Source organism: Pseudomonas sp. NFACC13-1 (assembly GCF_900104425.1).
GTDB lineage: Bacteria > Pseudomonadota > Gammaproteobacteria > Pseudomonadales > Pseudomonadaceae > Aquipseudomonas > Aquipseudomonas fluorescens_AA.
The window spans coordinates 115543-130337 of sequence record NZ_FMXV01000016.1; the positions used below are offsets into that span (position 1 = coordinate 115543).

Below are 14795 nucleotides of genomic sequence, written 5' to 3' on the forward strand. Positions count from 1 at the left end.
TCCGCCCTTTCGGAGTTCACATGACCGCCCCCATCACCGTCCTGCGCGACACCCATCCGCTGCCCGTACTCGATGCCTGCAAATGGGAAAAACTCGAAGGCGACCCGCACACCGTCAACCTCAACGCCTACACCAGCGAAGACGGCAGCAAGATCATGGGCACCTGGATCTGCACACCCGGCAAATGGTATGTGGAATACGTGAAGTGGGAGTACTGCCATTTCCAGGAAGGCTACTGCATCATCACCCCGGAGGGCCTGGAGCCGATCCATCTGCGCGCCGGTGACATCTTCGTCATCGAGCCAGGCATGAAAGGCACGTGGGAAGTGGTCGAGACCGTGCGCAAATATTTCGTCTTCGCCTGACGAACGCGCTTGACCGATACGCTGTGCTCGAAGGCGCGCCTGGAGCACAGCGCAGCATGCCCCCCGCTATGCCGTCACGTCGACGGTGCTGATTTTACCGCTGCGATACGCCTCGAATATCTGATGCAGGCTCGATCGGGCATCCCCTTTCGCAGTGAAAATGCCGCCACAGCCCCGATTGGCCGCCGCATAACTTTCATCCTCCATCAATATCTGGTGCGCCTGCTTCAGGTTCCAGAACGGCACGCCGGCAAACAGGTGGTGGGTCAGATGATAGTTATCGCCATGCATGCCGATAAACAATCGCTCGACCGGAGTGGGGAAACGATTGCGCGTCAGTTGCACCTCATCCTGGTACACCCCGAACATGCCGAAGTGCTCGGAAATCTCGGAGAGCCAGCCAATCACTTGGAACACCGTGAAGTAAGGAACCAACCAGAACAGGACATAAGCCCACGGGCCGACAAAGTAATTGAAGAGCAACCACATGGCGCCATGAACCGCCAGAAGCTTCAAGCCCTGTAACGGATTGGCCAGGATGTCCCCCGCCCGGTTCTTGACCAGATAAAGGAAGTACTTGTAGGTGTTGACCAGCGTCACGCTCCTGAACAGATGACGGAACAGGAAGTCCAGACGGTCCTGAGCCTCGTACAAACCCGACTCGATATAGAAACGATGGTCGGGATCCTTCAGCTTGTCGCCCAGATGGTGGTGGTGCATCTGCACATGGGATCGACGATAGGCTTCATAGTCCTGGAAGATGGGATAGGCCAACAAATACTCACCGACCCATTTGTTAAGCGCCTTGCTTTGAGCCAACGTCATGTGCGCCGCTTCGTGCAAAAGCGAGGCAAGTGCCCGCTGCCGAGAGCCGATGAACAACAATGCCAGCGGATAAAGCACGTTATAGCGATTGGCTAGAAATATCGCCGAGGCAATGACCAGAAGATCCGCACCCAGGGCAACCAGCCAGTGCCAATTGTCTTTTTTGTACAAGGGCCGCAGACGCAGCCTGAGTGCAGCGGAAGGATTGAACCTGTTCACATCGTTCATCAGAATTCCCTTTCATAACTCGAAGTGATGAATGCAGGCGCGAAACGCCTGCGCGGCCTTAATTATTTCCCCGGACAAAACAATTAATGCAGTACCACTGCCGCAGACGGTCACCTGCCAGACACACCACGCACATTCCATTGCGACAAACCGCACGACATAGATTTTTTTATTTAAAGGCTATTGGTTGCCTCATTGATCATTTACAACTCGGACAGCAACGCGATGAACTCATCCACCTCTTGAGCGTTGTTCCTCGCATTGATGGACACGCGCACAAAACGCTCATGCCCCTGCGCCAACATGAAGTACGGCGTATGCGATGCATATCCTGGCCATGCGTTGATACCTCGGGCGCGCAGATAACTGACGAGTTCTGTCGCCGAACAACGCTCATGGGTGAAAGCGATGATGCCTTGATGGTGAGTGCCCGGAGCAATCAAGTTGACACCGGGGGTCTCTGCCAGACGCCGGAACAGCACTCGATAGAGCTCGGACTCCGCCCCGTAGGCGCTCGACAAGCGCTCTTTTATCGCCTGGTTCAAACCCACTACGGCCGCGTTGTTGCGCTCGGCATATTCAAAACAGCGGGCATCTTCCATCCCTCGCGTGACACCGCCGCTGACATCGACCGTGGCCCGGCCCAGGTCAGTGAAACGAGGCTGTGCGGTGGCCAGGAAGCGCTCGGACAAGTAGGCAAACCCTGTTCCCCTTGGCCCACACAGGAATTTTCTACCGGCAGCCGTCAACACATCGCAGCCGGCGGCGCGCACGTCCAGCGCCAGCATGCCCGCCGATTGACAGGCATCGACAAAGTACCAGGCCGAGTAGTCGCGCAGGATACTGCCCACCGCCTCGATGTCATTCACGATGCCGCAGCAAGAAGGGACATGGACGATCGAGACCAACTTGACCTCGGCGCTCATGTGCCGGGCCAGCCATGGCAGGTCGAGATTGCCATCGGCCAGCAGCGGCATCACTTCAACCACGACCCCATGCAGGCGCTGCAATGTTGCAAGTGCGATCAGGTTGCCCGCGTATTCGTAGGGCGTGACCAGAACGCGTGCGCCTTCGGACCAGGTCAATGCCTCCAGCGCGGTCACCCAAGCCTTGGTCGCCCCATCGAAAAGCGCCACGTTACGCGCATCGGTGCCCAGCAGCCGGGCAATGTTTTCATAGACCTCAACGTCCAGCACAGGGGCGTAATTCAACTCGGTTTCATAAGCTCCCGACTCGAACTCGTCCTGCAGATAACGTTGCATCAGCTTCAGCGTCTCGGCAGACATCAGCCCCGAACCCGCCGTATTGAAGTGAATCATCAATCACCTCTCACGCCTTGAACCCAGGAAATAAAACAGACTGGCCACGACCACGCACATGGATAACAGGTAGAACACCGCCCAAGGTGCAAAGAGCGACAGGGCGACACCGCATAGCACCGGCCCCAGCGCGGCCCCCAGGTTGGACAGGTTTTGCGCACCGTAGTACACGCCGCGCATATCCTCCGGGGCGATGTAGTCGATGAACAGGTATTCCACCGGGATAATGATGATTTCACCCACGGTGAAAACGATCATGGCCAATACCCAGGCCAGCGGAGTCTGTGCGTAACAAAACCCCATCAGGCCAACCACGAAAAACAACATGCCCAGCATCAGCATCCGGAACAGATTGTTCTGGTTGATCCTGGAGCCGACCAGGTATTGCAAACCAATCACCACGCAAGCATTGGTGGTGACCAGATAGTTGATGATCTTGTAGGTGTTCTCCGGCGTGCTGGTCACGATCAGGTATTGCGACAAATAGGCCGTGAACTGACCGAACACGACGGCACTGAGAACGCCTCCGATCGTAAAACACACCAGCTTGTAGTTACGCACCAAATGGACCAGCACGCGGGCGAAATCATGACTTGGCCGCTCTACGCCTTCTCCACGGGGAAGCCGTGCTCCCATTCCGCTGTACAACACGACAAAAGCCACCCCGATCAAGGCCGAGACCGCAAACGGCAGGCCGGGACTGATTTTCGCGCACAGCGCCCCCAGGAAAGGGCCGATGGCGTAACCGACGTTGGTCAGCGTGTACTTCATGGAAAACACGCTCGCCCGCTTGTCCGCCGTCACCAGGAAACCGATGCCTGATTTCACCGCGATGTCGATCACCGCATAGGCGAGGTTGACCACCACGATAGCGATGATGAACGGCACCAGGCTGGCCACCTGGTAAGCCACGGCAAACGCCAGGGCAAACAGCGTGGCGGCACCGAGCAGGATCCGGTAGTTGGAAAACCGATCCACCAGAAAACCGCCGTAGACACCCAGGATGGAGCTGACGATCAACGCGCCGCCCACCACAAGACCGATATCGGTGACCCCCAGGCCAAAGGCCTGGGAGAAATAAACCACCAGATAAGGCAAGGCCAGGGCCCGAGCAACGGTCAGGATGAACGTCGCCGACAGCAGCAGAACCACGGGCCGGGTATACACCTTGAATCCACCCTGCACCGCCAGCTCTCCCGACACGTCTTTCATGACAACATTTCCCTGTACACGCCGGGTTCGTCCTCGCGCAGCAACTCGATGCTCTTCTGAATGGCTGCACGGTCACGGTCGAGAATGAACACGTGGCCCGGGCAGTTTTCCAGGGAGACGGTTTCCTTGAGCGCTCCTTCATCCTGGATCTTGATGCTGTGTACGCCAGGAATCGCTTTCCACCGGGCGAGGTCCGGCGCGCGCTTGATTGGCCCGGCCTGTCGAGCGATCAGGAACACACAGCTGGAATGGAAATAAAGCTTGTTTCTCGGGCGTTGCCGGTAATCGAGAAAGGCCTGGGGGTTGATCAACGAATCGATCCACAGGCTCAACTGGTTATGCCCCAAGGCCCGGGTATAGGCCGACAGGTCGATGCCGCCCGGCATGCGTGCCGCGGTTTCAAGCAACACCGGTTCGTCGTCGACAATCATCAGTTCGCTGTGACCGACACCCTGCCGGATACCCAGCGCATCGAGCACGGAAAAAATGTATTGCGACAGACGACCGTAGACGTCGGCATTGTCCACCGGGCACATCAGCTGGTTGTAGTCGTGCACGGGCGAATCGCCAATCCGAGTGCGGTATACCCGGATGATTTCGCTGACATAGTGCTGGCCGTCGACACTCACGGTATTGACGCAGTATTCGATGTCCACGTCCGTGGATTTGCTCGCCGACAACTCCGAGTTGAAATCCGAATTGTCCAGATACTGCTGGACCAGGATTTCCTCGTTGCTTTCAAGGAACAGGTTCTGGCTCGACTTGATGACCTCGAAGGCCTGTTCGACTTCGCTTTCCTGCGTACAGATATGAATATTGTCGGAACCGGCACTTTTGATCGGCTTCAACACCACCGGCAGGATGCGTTGTTCTTTTATCCACTCCAGAATCGCTGCCAGCGAATCCGACTTGAAATGCTTGATCGAGCGCACGCCCGCCCGCTGCAAGGCTTCATGCATTTCGAACTTGTCGCGCCAGCGAACGGCATGCGCCGGATCATTGCGGCGAGGAATATCGAACAGGCCCGCCAGATGCGCAGCCAGTTCAACACCAAACTCGCAGCCGGCCAGCACGAACTGCACCGAGTAATCGGATAATGCCTGCTGCAGCTCGGCGTCAGAGTGGTAGAGAACGTCCTGGATAAAGTCGGCCGGACGGAACCAGGGCTTGTAGAAGGCGTTGACATTGGCGGTGGAACGCACGTGCACACATTCGAATCCACGGGAAATGAAGGCGGGCGCGATGAGGCTGCCGATCGAATAGGCATCCACGATCAGCACAATGTTTTTCTTATAGATCACTTGATCGCCTCCGGGGCACGGCTGACCTCACGAACGGTTTCCTTGATAATCCCGGCGGCTTTATGGATATCGTCGCGGCTTATGTTGAGATGCGGCATGAAGCGCATTTCCCTGGCGTTATAAGGCAAGCCCCCCACCCCTTTCTGACGCAGAAGAGCGGCGAACTGCACCGGCGCGATACCCAGTGCGGCAATGTCCAGGGTGACCATGTTCGTGCCCTTGTAGCGCGCAGGCGCCTCGTCGATGTCATTGAGCAACTGGTGCAGCAACGCTGCGTGCTCATGGTCGTCGGCCAACCGCTCGACGTGGTTTTGCATCGCATAAAGCCCGGCCGCCGCCATCATGCCGGCCTGGTGCAAATCACCACCGAACCATTTGCGGTATTTTTTGGCGCGCAGTATCAGTTCTTGCGAACCCACCATGATCGAACCGACCGGCGCACCCAATCCCTTCGACAGGCACATGGACAGCAGATCAGCATTGTCGGTGTATGAAGTCACATCAATGCCGGAGGCAATCGACGCATGGAGAATGCGTGCGCCATCGAGATAACGATAGGCACCGATATCCTTGGCGTAAGCAAAGACATCGTTCATTTGTTGCAGCGGAAAGATGTCCCCGCCTTTGCAGCCTAGGGTGTTTTCAATCACCACCACCCGCGGCAAGGCATAGTTCTGACTCCAGCGGCATTTGGAGGCGTAGAGTTTTTCCAGGTCACCGACGTCGAACAGGCCGTCGTCATGGTTGGACAGCGAAAAATTGACCCCTGAAAAAGCCGACGTCGAGGCCGACTCATAGAAATTGATGTGGTACGAAGCGTCGAGGAATATCTCGTCGCCCGGGTTCGTCAGTGCCTTGATCGCCAACTGGTTGCTCAAGGTGCCGCCCGAGGTGAACAGCGCTGCTTCCTTCTGGAAATAATTGGCGCAGTACTCCTCCAGCGCACGCACTGTCGGGTCCTCACCGAAACAGTCATCACCCACTTCAGCCTGATAAATCGCCTTGCGCATGCCTTCCGTTGGCTTGGTTACCGTGTCGCTTCTCAGATCGATAAACATAAATTGCTCCGTTAGTAACCTGCGCCAAAGACGATGCGAGAGGGATCGTAGAAGTCAGCGAGGGACTCCAGGACGTTTTCAGGCGACTCGGCGAGTCGATGCAGAAAATGCAGGTACCAGCTGTCGCCATAAACCGCCGCGATACGACATGCCAGCCCTGCGTCCTTGGCGTTACGCAAGGTCTCGGGTTGCACACCGTGGAGCATTTCCAGTTCCTGGATACGCGAGTGGTAACCCTGCTCGAAAATGCGCTTGATCAGACTGGGGTCCTGCGTCGCGCAACTGACCGCGATGTCGGCCTCGAGAAGTTCGGCAAGTAATGTCAAATAGCGCTGATCCAGTTCCGCACCACGAGGGAGGGCTATTTCACGCGCTTCGTTATATACACCCTTAACCAATCTAACCTTACGGCCATACCCAATGATTTCGGGTAGATCATCAAGCGTCCTATGCAAGTGCGCTTGTACCGTTAGACCAACATTGGAATGATCAGGCGCCAACTGGGAATACACTTCGAGGATCTTATCGACCGCCGAAGAGTGCTCCATGCTAATCATCACGGAAATATTATGTTCTGCGGCAGCAGACAGGATAGTCGCGGCGTTGCGATAGGCCGTTTCCTGGGAAATGAGCATGCCCACGGCACTTAGATCAAACCCCAACTGCGGCGTTAACCCAGCCTTGGCGAACGTCTGGATAGACTTCAGATATTCATCGACAAAGGCCTGCACCACGCGCGGATCGTGGTTCTCCTCGCCGACATACTCAACGCCGAGTCGATAGCCTTTGTCGTGGAGTAATTGGAGTTTTCCAGCGAGCTCTTCCCGATCCGAAGAGACGATATAGCGGTGGGCCGCTTGCTCGAACAACTTGAAGAACAACGAGTCTTTGCTGAAGGCGTCCCGACATTCTTGATTGAGCGCCAACTTTTTAAGGGCAGCAGATATAAGTACGCACGTATCCTGCGAAGGCATGGGTATCGCTCCTTGATAATGATTGCTCGTCCTGAGCGCCGAGTATTGTGCAACGTTTTTTGTCTGTCAAGGCTCCATAACTATAACAACTCGTTATCATCCACAACGTTTCATATATATGAAACCAAGTACACTCAAGACAGTGTCATCGTAAATATCGTTTATTACAGCTTCACGGCAAATATCGCCCAGTCAGCTTGTTTCCCAGCCAACGGGGCGACCTTGAACATCAGACGCTGTGGCGAGGAAGCTCACTCCCTCGCCCATCACACGCTTATTGCGGCTTGCGATAGCTGTTAACAATCGCCGAAAAATCCTTGCCGCCCTCGCCTCGCAGGCTCATCGCCTGGTACAACTGCTGCGCCACCGCCCCCAGCACCACCGGCTGATGGGCCTGCCGCGCGGCTTCGGTCGCCAGGCCAAGGTCCTTGAGCATCAGGTCGGCGCCAAAGCCACCCGTATAGCCACGGGACGCCGGCGCCGTTTCGATCACGCCCGGCCACGGGTTGTAGGTGTCCGAACTCCAGCAACGCCCCGTCGAACTGTTAATGATCCCGGCCAGCACTTGGGTGTCGATTCCCAAGGCATTGCCCAGCGCCATGGCCTCGCTGACGCCCACCATGGAAATGCCCAGCAGCAGGTTGTTGCAGATCTTGGCGATCTGCCCGGTGCCGACTTCGCCACAGTGCACGATGTTACGGCCCATTTGCGCCAACACCGGTTGCAAGGTGGCGAACAACTCAGCCGTGGCGCCGACCATGAAGGTCAACGTACCCGCCGCCGCACCGCCGGTGCCACCCGAGACGGGCGCATCGGCCATCGCCACCCCTTGTTTCGCAGCGGCAGCCGCCACGTCGCGAGCGGTTTGTGGATCGATGGTGCTGCAATCCACCGCCGGTGTGCCAGCGGCGATACCGGCCAGCACACCGTCCTCACCCAGCCAGACGCTACGTACATGGGCGGCGGCCGGCAGCATGGTGATCACCAGCCCGGCGCCCTGGGCCGCGTCGCGAGGCGAGGCGCTGATCGTACCGCCCAATGCCGCCAGCTCGGCCAGCACCGTCTGGTTCAGGTCGAACAGGTTCAGCGAATGGCCAGCCTTGAGCAGGTTGCGCGCCATGGGGGCGCCCATGTTGCCCAGGCCGATAAATGCGATGTTCATGTCCGGCTCCTTAACGCAAATTGATGGTGGTGTTCACGCCGTCATTGACGCTGTCATCATCGAACCAGCGCGCGGTCACGGTCTTGGTCTGAGTGTAGAACTGCACCACTTGTTTGCCGTACGGGCCGAGGTCGCCGAGTTTCGAACCGCGGGACCCGGTGAAGCTGAAGAACGGCACCGGCACCGGGATCGGGATGTTGATGCCCACCTGGCCAACGTCGATTTCGCTCTGGAACTTGCGCGCCGCCGCACCGCTCTGGGTGAACAGGCCGGTGCCGTTACCGAATGGGTTGGCGTTGACCAGGGCTATCGCCTGATCCAGGGTGTCGACTTCCAGCACCACCAGCACCGGGCCGAAGATTTCCTCGGTGTAGATGCGCATCTCGGTGGTCACACCGGAAAACAAGGTCGGGCCGACAAAGTTGCCCTGCTCGAAGCCCGGCACGCTGATGCCACGGCCATCGAGTTCCAGCTTCGCGCCTTCCTTCACGCCGCTCTCGATCAACTCGAGAATCCGTGCCTTGGCCCGCTTGGAAATCACCGGGCCGACGTCAGTGCCCGGCTCACTGCCGGCGTTGACCTTGAGCTTCTGCGCCAGGGCCTTGAGCTCCGGCAACCATTGTTTGGCCGCGCCCACCAGCACCACCACGGAGGTGGCCATGCAACGCTGGCCCGCCGCGCCGAAACCGGCGCCGACCAAGGCGTTGAGGGTCTGCTCACGATTGGCATCGGGCAACACCACCGCGTGGTTCTTGGCGCCCATCATCGACTGCACGCGCTTGCCATGGCGACCCGCCAGGTCATACACGTGGGTGCCGACCGCCGTCGAACCGACGAAGGAAACCGCCTTGATGTCCTTGTGGGTGCAGAGCGCATCCACCACGTCCTTGCCACCGTGCACCACGTTGAGCACACCCGCCGGTACGCCGGCCTCGATGGCCAGCTCCACCAGCAGCATGGTCGACAGCGGATCCTGTTCGGACGGCTTGAGCACAAAGGTGTTGCCGCAGGCGATGGCCATCGGGAACATCCACAGCGGAATCATCGCCGGGAAGTTGAACGGCGTAATGCCCGCGCACACCCCGATCGGTTGGCGCAGCGTGTAGGTGTCCACGCCACCGGCGACGTTCTCGGCGAACTCGCCCATCTGCAGGGTGCCGATGGAACAGGCGTGCTCGACCACTTCCAGGCCGCGGAAAATATCGCCCTCGGCGTCAGCGATGGTCTTGCCCTGTTCGGCGCTGAGCACCGCGGCGATGCGCTTGGAGTGCTCGCGGATCAATGCCTGGAGCTTGAGCATGATGCGCATCCGCGCACCGATGGGCGTCAGTTTCCAGGTCTGGAACGCACGCTGGGCAGCGGCGATGGCGGCATCGACTTCCGACGCCGTAGCGAATGGAACCTTCGCCAGCACCTGCTGGGTCGCCGGGTTGACGATGTCGTGCCATTCGCTGGACTGGGATTCGACCCACTCGCCATCGATCAACAGTCTGACGGTTTGCAGGGTGGTGTCGCTGGGCGTAAGGGAAACGTTCATGCTGGCCTCCGGGATTGTTCTTATAGAGAGCGCTGGTTCAGCAAAGACCAAGGTGCATGGGCACGCATGGTGATGAGACGGTTTTTGGAGTATAGATGTGCAAACTTCTAATAAGAATGCACATAAAAGCCGGTCCATCATGCAAAAAAACATCACCTCCCTGGGGTCGCTGAATTGGGACGACCTCAAGTTTTTCCTCGAAGTGGCCCGCACCCGCAAGGCCAGCACGGCCGCCAAGCGCCTGGCTGTCGACTACACCACGGTGTCGCGACGCATCAGCTCGCTGGAAGCCTCGCTGGGCACGCTGCTGTTCGAGAAATCCCGGACCAACGGTTTTGTCCTGACCGCCGAAGGCCAGCGCCTGCTGGGTTACGCCGAATCCATCGAAAGCACCCTGCACATGGCCTGCGAACAGGTCTCAGGCTCCGGCGTCGCGCTGTCCGGCCATGTCCGCATGGGCTGCACCGAAGGCTTCGGCAGCTTCTTCATCACCCCGCAACTGAGCCATTTCGTCGACGCCTACCCGGCCATTTCGGTGGACATCCTGCCGCTGCCGCACTTCATCAGCCTCTCCAAGCGCGAAGCCGACATCGTCATCGCCCTCGAACGCCCCGAACATGGCCCCTATGTGTGCTGCAAATTGTGCGACTACCGACTGCAGCTCTATGCCACCCAGCCCTACCTGGACAATCACCCACCGATCCAGCGCCCGGCCGACCTGGGCAAGCATTCGTTCATCAGCTACGTGGACGACCTGGCGTTCAGTTCCGAATTGCTCTACCTGGCCAACGTCCTGCCCGGCGCCAATGCCCACCTGCGCAGCACCAGCGTGATCGCGCAATTCGTGGCCGCGCAGCAAGGGCGCTCACTGGCGATCCTGCCCTGCTTCCTCGCCGCCCAGGACCCAAGGCTGTTGCCGGTGCTGCCGGAGGACATCACCGTCACCCGGCAGTTCTGGATGTACTGCCGGGAAGATTTGAGGAAACTGAAGCGGATTACGTTGTTGTGGGATTACATCCGCGAGGTGACCGAGCAGAATCAGCCACTGCTGATGGGCGACAGCCGGGAGATGGTGTTCGCCGACTAAGAATTTTCAAGGAATCAGGTAGCGAAATCGTAACGAGGTCAGCAGGTCTTTTCCAACGGTTTGTAACAGGAATTGGTACTCAACTTGTAACACCTCCTCGTCGACATTCAGAGACGCACAGGCACGCGATAAGGACCACGCGAGGGCTCCCATGGTGGGGACACCTGCACATTCGCGTACTGAGGTGGTCACTCAGATTTTTCTGTCAGATTCTCAAGGGACTTCTTAAGGGCCGATGGTGGAATTGGAACTTCCGGGCCGTGTGCCGAGGAGGCAGCCTCTTGCTTGGCTATCTCGGCATTGACGCTGCTTTCGACCGCACGGACAAGCTCTTCGATTTGAGGAAGCTTATTCAACAAGGCCGCATAATCGTATCCCTTGAACATCATGGCGTAGCCATGGAGCTCACCATTTGCCCCCTTGAACGCCAGCGTTTCGGGGGAATAGTAGGTCAGGTCGGTGTGTGCGAACTGCTCCATTCGGACCCTCACGAGTTCGTTGTGGAGGGGTTTCATAGGCGTGGGCACATGCTGTTTAGCGCTGAGAGTATGCTTGGATAGAGGTCCCTGATTTGTCGAAAAGGGCCTCACATAGACAACAATAAGGTCTCGCAGCAGAGCGTATTGGACGTCAGGACGCCTGTAGCGCTTCAGAACCTTAATAGCTCCCCGGGCAGTGCTGAAGTCAACTGAGTACATTCGAAGAAAGTAATACGGTTCGTTGAACTCCAATTTCAGCGCTCCTTCAAGGGTGATCTCGATTCTATCAGAGGCCACATCAGCAAATTCGCGAGATCAACACCATCACAGCCACTAAGTAGAACGTAGATGACATCCCAAGGCCTTCGACCAAAGGACCACCTAAGCGGCTCCCAGAGTGACAAGGAGTAGACCAAGAAAACGGTAGGTGACACGGTGGATAGCCAGAGTGCTGAGTGCAGTGATACACAGGACTTCACACACCGCGTAGTCATCATGAATTTATAGGCCAGTGCGAGCACTTCTGATCAGCAGACCCGTTTCCCACTGAATCCAAACACGCTCTAGGCGGACTCATTTCAGTATCGTGACACCACACACGAAGAGAACTAGCATGAAGACAGCAGCGATAGCAGGGATAGCAGGGATAGCAGCGGCGTTGGCACTACTCGGTGTATTTTCCCCACCATGCAATGCAGCAACAGGACCTCAACTGATAAACGATGGCAACACCCTTCTGACTGCCTGCAAATCATTCCTCGACATCGCAGACGGGAAGCCCAGTGACGCAGGCAATCTCTTGGAAATGGGTCAGTGCATCGGGATAGTTGGTGGCGTGAAGACGGTCATGGCAAGCCTCAACGGATCACTCAACGAACCCATGAAGACATGTTTTCCCGTGACTGAGATCAAGGTCGGCACACAAGTGCGAGTTGTGGTTGAATACTTAAAAGCACATCCTGATGCACTTGCCCTCGACAGCAGCATGCTAACAATGCTGGCCTTCCATACGGCATACCCCTGCAAGAACTGATAAAGGTTATCTTCCACACAAAATCCCAATTTCCCGCCAAAATTTTCAGCCTAATCTTTTATGGGTATGGATTCGCACTGAAACATAAGCTGAGGCGTTTCTCCTGAACAACTGCCGTCAAGACGAGAACACCATAGAGTGTGGCGATGTTCCTTTTGATGTTTATAGCAACGCTGTATGTGTGCATAGCCCTCCGAGCAGATTAATATAATTGCAGCAACAAAAGTACTTGGATAGACTCGGATTAAATCTAACTTCCAAAGGTGAAAAATGAAAACTTATAGCTACAGACCCTACTACCAAGGGCCAAGCCCAGCTAACCCAATGCGGGATGAGCTTTCTGTAGATGAGCAAGAGCAGAAGCTTGAGGCATTCTATGCAGACGTTGTAACCCACTTTGAAGATGTAGGCTGCACTGTGGGTAGGAACAGCGTTGGTTTGGTGAGTGTGGCAACAGATATGCCTGAGCAGCAATGCCACGAAATTGTGAAAAGGCTGCTGATTAGCCTAGACCTGCGTGCTGATAGGATTTAAGGGCATCAATATATGAAGCGAGTAGCACTGGAAGCCAACACCAAAAAGCACAGCATGGTAACCAAGAGCTGGGCACCTATCGCTATCGTTGTGCTAATAGGTAGCACAGTGGTAGTGATAGCCCCCTGGCTCTGGCGATTCTCTACATCCAGTTTTAGCACTGATCCTAGCAATTGGGGCGTGTTCGGTGACTACTTCGGAGGCGTGCTATCAACTGTAATCTCTGCCCTTGGGTTCATCGGCATCATAGCCACCATCAAAACTCAATCAGACACCATTTCTACACAGCTCTCTGGCATCGCTCAGGAAAAGGAAATTCGAGACGATGAGGTGTATAGCAAACAATCTCTTGAGTGCTTGAATGAAGCCCTAGAAAAGCTCAAAAGTCCTATCGATGGCAGACTGTATAGAAGTCGCCTTGCGTGGCTGGAGTCCGCACGCCTGATTATCACCGCACAGAATCTGGCTGAGAGAATCAAGAGCGACAGCATGCAGCATACCTATAAGGCAGCAGAGAAGGTGATTCGCTCCAGATTCAGCACTCTGCTCAACCCCGACAAAAGCCCTGAGACTATGCAGCCAAGCTACTTCTATCATATGGAATGGGATCGTTGGATTACAGGTCAGATGCAAGAGCCCATACACGAAACCTCAGCTTATGTAATCTATAAATTTGCCAGCTGGCAGAGCGATAGACTTGATGAGCTGGACGCTGTGGGGAAGATTGATTTCCACCATGTCAGTGAAAGGTACTTTGGTGCCCGTCAGTTCCTTGAGCATGGCAAGGGTGAAAAGTAGTCTGAAATCCTGCCCCGCGCCGTGGGAAACGGCCTCATCTTTACGAAGTTTAATTTTTCAGGCTGGAATATAAGCTGGGGCGTTTCCCATGAAACTCTGGTGCGAAAGCTAGTGCTATCGAACAACGAAATGCGGCGTCAGATAGAAAGGTCCAAAGGGAACCGTAAATAAGTCTGTGGTCCCCTGAGAGCCCCGCAGAACAAAGCTACCTGTTAGAAGTCAAGCTATCTCACGCTTGATCCTGTAAACCGTAGCAACGCCACAGCCAGCCAACTTGGCGACGTCATCAGCAGACATGGTTGGATGTTTGGCTATGGTTTCCTTCACCTTCGCCCACTTCACAGTGTCCTTGCCTTTCCCTGCTGGCTTCCAATCCGGGTCAGCAATACGTTTGTTCTCCAAACCCTGACGGATGCGTTCCACACGCTTCTCTTGATCCAGTCGCGCCATGGTTGCCATCAGGTCAATCAACATGTTGTTAATTACATCCATGATTTGACCTGTGATTCCCTTCGCTTCAACCAGCATATGACTTGTGGGCAGATCAGCCACGACCAACCGAAGTCCCTTGGCCTTGATGGTGGCCTTGAGCGTATCCCAGTCAGCTTGCGAGAGGCGACTGAGGCGGTCTACAGACTCGACCAGTAGAACGTCACCACTCTGGGCATTATCGAGCAGGAAGAGCAGTTCTGGCCGGTTGAGCTTTGTCCCGCTGATGTTCTCGGCGTACACGCCAACCATGTTCAAACCCTTCTCAACAGCGAACGACTCCAAAGCGACTTTTGCACGGTTAGCGTCTTGGTCTTTGGTCGATGCTCGGAGGTAGAGGTGGGCGTTCATGGGTGGCTATCCTTTGCTCTTAAATTCGATAGAGCAATGATAA

15 protein-coding genes are annotated in these 14795 nt (G+C 56.3%); 5 read left to right on the plus strand and 10 right to left on the minus strand.

What is annotated here, in order from left to right; translation table 11 throughout:
* Positions 1-20 precede the first annotated feature (20 nt).
* Positions 21-365, plus strand: a complete 345-nt coding sequence (locus BLQ55_RS19800) for a cupin domain-containing protein (RefSeq protein ID WP_060739285.1) — start codon at positions 21-23, stop codon at positions 363-365.
* A 66-nt stretch (positions 366-431) separates the two neighbouring features.
* Here BLQ55_RS19800 and gntB read toward each other — a convergent pair whose 3' ends face one another.
* The 8 genes from gntB to BLQ55_RS19840 all read right to left on the minus strand — a co-directional run bounded on the left by gntB (position 432) and on the right by BLQ55_RS19840 (position 9981).
* Positions 432-1418, minus strand: coding sequence for a guanitoxin biosynthesis L-arginine gamma (S) hydroxylase (gene gntB / locus BLQ55_RS19805; protein ID WP_092201988.1), 987 nt, complete (start codon positions 1416-1418; stop codon positions 432-434).
* A gap of 203 nt (positions 1419-1621) precedes the next feature.
* Positions 1622-2737 (minus strand): aminotransferase class V-fold PLP-dependent enzyme, encoded by a 1116-nt coding sequence (locus tag BLQ55_RS19810; protein ID WP_092256125.1) that lies wholly within the window; start codon positions 2735-2737, stop codon positions 1622-1624.
* A 3-nt stretch (positions 2738-2740) separates the two neighbouring features.
* On the minus strand, positions 2741-3949 hold the full coding sequence (locus tag BLQ55_RS19815; protein WP_092201984.1) for an MFS transporter: 1209 nt from the start codon (positions 3947-3949) through the stop codon (positions 2741-2743).
* The gene (locus tag BLQ55_RS19820; protein ID WP_092201982.1) at positions 3946-5250 is read right to left on the minus strand and encodes a hypothetical protein; all 1305 of its coding nucleotides are present in this window, start codon (positions 5248-5250) and stop codon (positions 3946-3948) included. Before BLQ55_RS19820 ends, BLQ55_RS19815 begins: the two co-directional genes overlap by 4 nt.
* Positions 5247-6308, minus strand: coding sequence for a threonine aldolase family protein (locus tag BLQ55_RS19825; protein WP_092256129.1), 1062 nt, complete (start codon positions 6306-6308; stop codon positions 5247-5249). The genes BLQ55_RS19820 and BLQ55_RS19825 overlap by 4 nt, the downstream gene beginning before the upstream one ends.
* A gap of 11 nt (positions 6309-6319) precedes the next feature.
* On the minus strand, positions 6320-7282 hold the full coding sequence (locus BLQ55_RS19830) for a proline dehydrogenase family protein (RefSeq protein WP_092201978.1): 963 nt from the start codon (positions 7280-7282) through the stop codon (positions 6320-6322).
* A 274-nt stretch (positions 7283-7556) separates the two neighbouring features.
* Positions 7557-8444, minus strand: a complete 888-nt coding sequence (gene mmsB, locus BLQ55_RS19835; RefSeq protein WP_092256132.1) for a 3-hydroxyisobutyrate dehydrogenase — start codon at positions 8442-8444, stop codon at positions 7557-7559.
* 10 nt (positions 8445-8454) lie between these two features.
* Positions 8455-9981, minus strand: a complete 1527-nt coding sequence (locus tag BLQ55_RS19840; protein ID WP_092201974.1) for a CoA-acylating methylmalonate-semialdehyde dehydrogenase — start codon at positions 9979-9981, stop codon at positions 8455-8457.
* A gap of 139 nt (positions 9982-10120) precedes the next feature.
* Here BLQ55_RS19840 and BLQ55_RS19845 point away from each other — a divergent pair, with 139 nt between their 5' ends.
* Positions 10121-11068, plus strand: a complete 948-nt coding sequence (locus BLQ55_RS19845; protein ID WP_092256135.1) for a LysR family transcriptional regulator — start codon at positions 10121-10123, stop codon at positions 11066-11068.
* Positions 11069-11256: 188 nt separating this feature from the next.
* Here BLQ55_RS19845 and BLQ55_RS19850 read toward each other — a convergent pair whose 3' ends face one another.
* The gene (locus BLQ55_RS19850) at positions 11257-11799 is read right to left on the minus strand and encodes a hypothetical protein (RefSeq protein ID WP_092256138.1); all 543 of its coding nucleotides are present in this window, start codon (positions 11797-11799) and stop codon (positions 11257-11259) included.
* A gap of 361 nt (positions 11800-12160) precedes the next feature.
* On the opposite strand from BLQ55_RS19850, the gene BLQ55_RS19855 reads away from it, so the two are divergent.
* From BLQ55_RS19855 to BLQ55_RS19865, 3 genes are all read left to right on the plus strand, one after another.
* A complete protein-coding gene (locus BLQ55_RS19855; protein WP_092256141.1) occupies positions 12161-12580 on the plus strand; it encodes a Rap1a/Tai family immunity protein in 420 nt (139 codons plus the stop codon).
* A gap of 270 nt (positions 12581-12850) precedes the next feature.
* On the plus strand, positions 12851-13114 hold the full coding sequence (locus BLQ55_RS19860; RefSeq protein WP_143011753.1) for a hypothetical protein: 264 nt from the start codon (positions 12851-12853) through the stop codon (positions 13112-13114).
* A gap of 12 nt (positions 13115-13126) precedes the next feature.
* Positions 13127-13912, plus strand: a complete 786-nt coding sequence (locus BLQ55_RS19865) for a hypothetical protein (RefSeq protein WP_092256146.1) — start codon at positions 13127-13129, stop codon at positions 13910-13912.
* A 219-nt stretch (positions 13913-14131) separates the two neighbouring features.
* On the opposite strand, the gene BLQ55_RS19870 is transcribed toward BLQ55_RS19865, so the two are convergent.
* Complete coding sequence (locus tag BLQ55_RS19870) at positions 14132-14752, minus strand: recombinase family protein (protein ID WP_092256148.1); 621 nt, start codon at positions 14750-14752, stop codon at positions 14132-14134.
* Positions 14753-14795 lie beyond the last annotated feature (43 nt).